Raw genomic sequence first — 3,425 nt, 5'->3', positions numbered from 1 at the left:
ATGTTGCTGAGTTATCTGCGGTTGGTGCTGTTTGCGATTGGCTTGTTGGTCGGCGTGCAGGTGCCGGGGTTTATCAACGACTATGCCAAACGGGTCGAAGCGCATCTGATTGAGGCGCAGACCAGCCTGAGCGGTTTCCAGGGCACCGCCAACCAGTTCTTCAAGGGCGATATGCAGGCGCTGGTCGCCCATTACCGCGCCAGCGAAGACCCGATTTTCCGCAGCGACGCCGAGAGCCTGAGTACCTTGCTCACCCGTCAGCTGGCGCTCGATAAACAGTTCCAGGCCATGCAGGGCCCGTGGTATATCCGCGTCCTGCAGGTGGCGCTGGCGGCNGACCCGGCCATTCGCCTGGAAACCTGGAACGGCTACAGCTACCAGATCCTGCTGACGCCGGAAGCCATGGGCTGGGGCCTGGGCGGGGCGATGTTGTTGTCGTTCGGCATCGAGTGCCTGTTCCGCTTGATCGACTGGGTGGTGCTGGGCGGCAAACGCCTGCGCCAGAGCCGGCCGATTGAAGAGCGTGANGTGCGGGGGNTGTAAGAGCCAGATCAAAANCGAGTGAAACGAGGCTGCGATCTTTTGCTTTTCAACGACTCAAAGTGATGTAGCCCTCGCCCACCTTGCGCGCATACCCCTCCAGCACCTGCTGACACAACGCCACAATCTCCTCGACCCACTCCACGCCAACACGCCACGACACCACGACCTGCAAATTAGGCAGCTGTTGATCGATGGCCAGCAGGGTCAATTCCCCTCGCGCCAGCTCCTCGGCCACCAGGACCGGCGGCAACGCACCAATGCCGAATCCGTCGCGCAGCAACCGGGTAATCGCCGACACCGAATTCACGCAATTCAGCCGGGGCGTCATCACCCCGTTCGCCTGCATCAGACTCAGAATGTCCTGATGCGGATGTGAGTTTTTCGAGTAAGTAATGATCCGCTCGCGCGCCAGATCGGCAATGCCCGTGTACTCGCGGTTGTAGATCGAATTGCTGGCCACAATCCAACCCATCGGATGGCTCGCCAGTTCAAGGCTGCGCACGCTTTCCTGACGCAGCAAGTCGGTTTGCAGGATCAGGTCTAGGAAGCCTTTTTGCAGCTGATCGCTGAGGTTAAGCGCGGTATCGGCCACCAACTCGATTTCCACCAGCGGATAGTGATCCATCATCTGTGCCACCAGCGGGCTCAGCCATGTGTGAATCACCGTGTCCATCACGCCGATCCGCACGCGCCCGACCTTGCTTGAGCGCGTCTCGATCGACTGCTTGAGGGCTTGCATGGTGTCCATCATCTGCTCGGCGTAATCGAGCACCTTCAAGCCGTCCGGGGTCAGGCTCACGCCTCGCGAATCGCGCAGAAACAACTTCACCCCGAGCTCGCCTTCGAGCACCGCGATGCGGCTGGAAATCGACGCCTGGGTGGTGAAGAGCTTGTCTGCTGTCAGGCGAAAACTCTTGAGTCGGGCGACCCAGACAAAGGTCTCGAGAAACTTCAGGTTCATGGGGTCGGCTCGTGGCGGATAAAGTTTTCTTATGTCTAGGGCGGGGTTTTATTAGTTGGACGCAGTAGGGCCGGACAACCAAAAATCAGGCCATCCGGTTCCCACGATAGGCGTCGTCGGGGCTCAGAACAATACCAATAAAATTTGCACGGAGATTTGCCATGAGTGCGCCCGACACGCTCGACATCCCCAAAGCCACGCCTCGCCCGGGACCTTTCGACTGGTACCGCAACATCAATCAGCAGGAACGCCGCACCTTCTGGAGCTGCAAGATCGGCTATGGCCTGGACGGCATGGACACCCAGATGCTCAGCTTCGTGGTGCCGACCCTGATTGCCATGTGGGGCATCACCACCGGCGAGGCCGGGCTGATTCATACCAGCACGCTCATTGCGTCGGCCATCGGCGGTTGGGTGGCGGGGATTCTGTCGGACCGCATCGGGCGTGTGCGCACCTTGCAACTGACGGTGCTGTGGTTTGCCTTCTTCACCTTCCTCTGCGGCTTCGCGCAAAACTACGAGCAACTGTTGATCAGCCGCACCCTGATGGGCTTCGGTTTTGGCGGTGAGTGGACCGCCGGCGCAGTGCTGATGGGCGAGGTGATTCGCGCCAAGGACCGCGGCAAGGCAGTGGGCATGGTGCAATCGGGCTGGGCCCTGGGTTGGGGGCTGACGGCGATTCTCTATGCGCTGCTGTTCTCGGTCTTGCCGCCGGAAGATGCCTGGCGTGCTCTGTTCATCCTCGGAATCGTGCCAGCGATTTTCGTGATTTTCGTCCGTCGACTGGTCAAGGACCCGGAAATCTACCGTGAAGCCAAGGCCAAGCAGGAGCCGGGCAACGCCGCGAAGTTCTACGAGATCTTCGCCCCCGGCATCCTGTTTACCACGATTCGCGCTTCGGTGCTGACCACGGGCGCACTGGGCGGTTACTACGCGATCACGTCCTGGCTGCCGACGTTTCTGAAGAACGAGCGCGGTTTGAGCGTACTCGGCACGGGCGGGTATCTGGCGATGGTGATCGTCGGATCCTACGTCGGCTACGTCATCAGCGCGTATTTGACGGACATCCTTGGCCGCAAAAAGAACTTCATCCTGTTCGCGGTAGGCTCGTTCACCATCGTGCTGCTCTATACCCAATTGCCGGTCAGTAACGGCGTGATGCTGTGGCTGGGCTTCCCGCTGGGCTTCTTCGCCTCGGGGATTTTCAGTGGCATGGGCGCGTTTTTGACCGAGTTGTTTCCGACACGGATTCGCGGTTCGGGGCAGGGCTTTTGCTACAACATCGGTAGGGCTTTGGCCGCGTTGTTCCCGTTGCTGATCGGTTTGATGAGCCAGAAGGTGCCATTGAGCGTAGGCATCGGGGCGTTTGCGGCGGTGTCCTACGGTGTGGTGATCCTTGCGGCGTTGAGCTTGCCGGAAACCCGTGGCAAACAACTTGAAGCCGAGTAGCTGATAATCTGCGGGCATCTGCCCGACAGCAAAAAAAGAAAATGCCTACAGGAGTGTTCACCGTGAGCCGCCTGCTATTGAATTGCGACATCGGCGAAAGCTTTGGCAACTGGACCATGGGTCTGGACGCCGAGGTCATGCCGTTCATTGATTGTGCCAACGTGGCCTGCGGCTTCCATGCCGGTGACCCGAGCATCATGCGCAAGACCGTCAGCCTGGCCCTGAGCAATGGCGTGCAGATCGGCGCCCATCCGGCCTATCAGGATCTGGTGGGTTTCGGCCGCCGTTCCATGGCCTACGCCACCCAGGAGCTCCAGGACCTGTTGCACTACCAGATTGGTGCCCTCGACGGCATCTGCCGGGCGCAAGGCGGGCGGGTCAGCTACGTCAAACCCCATGGTGCGATGTACAACGACATGATGGCCAACCCGGCGCAATTGCGTGCGGTGATCCAGGCCGTGGCTGCCTATGNC

4 protein-coding genes are annotated in these 3,425 nt (G+C 60.0%); 3 read left to right on the top strand and 1 reads right to left on the bottom strand.

Annotated elements, in window-relative coordinates:
• Window positions 1-543: a DUF2937 family protein gene (locus tag B7L09_RS09550; protein ID WP_094468623.1), complete on the top strand. Its 543-nt coding sequence runs from the start codon at window positions 1-3 to the stop codon at window positions 541-543.
• A gap of 46 nt (window positions 544-589) precedes the next feature.
• Here the strand turns inward: B7L09_RS09550 and B7L09_RS09545 are convergent, their stop codons facing one another.
• A complete protein-coding gene (locus B7L09_RS09545) occupies window positions 590-1,504 on the bottom strand; it encodes a LysR family transcriptional regulator (RefSeq protein ID WP_094468622.1) in 915 nt (304 codons plus the stop codon).
• Between the two features lie 161 nt (window positions 1,505-1,665).
• On the opposite strand from B7L09_RS09545, the gene B7L09_RS09540 reads away from it, so the two are divergent.
• On the top strand, window positions 1,666-2,952 hold the full coding sequence (locus B7L09_RS09540) for an MFS transporter (protein WP_094468621.1): 1,287 nt from the start codon (window positions 1,666-1,668) through the stop codon (window positions 2,950-2,952).
• Between the two features lie 62 nt (window positions 2,953-3,014).
• A partial coding sequence (locus tag B7L09_RS09535; protein ID WP_141213446.1) for a 5-oxoprolinase subunit PxpA occupies window positions 3,015-3,425 on the top strand: 411 nt, incomplete at its 3' end.

Origin of the sequence: Pseudomonas mandelii, assembly GCF_002251635.1 — a bacterium.
Taxonomy (GTDB): domain Bacteria; phylum Pseudomonadota; class Gammaproteobacteria; order Pseudomonadales; family Pseudomonadaceae; genus Aquipseudomonas; species Aquipseudomonas mandelii_B.
The sequence above is the reverse complement of the archived record's forward strand: the minus strand, read 5'-3'. Positions and strand labels throughout refer to the sequence as shown.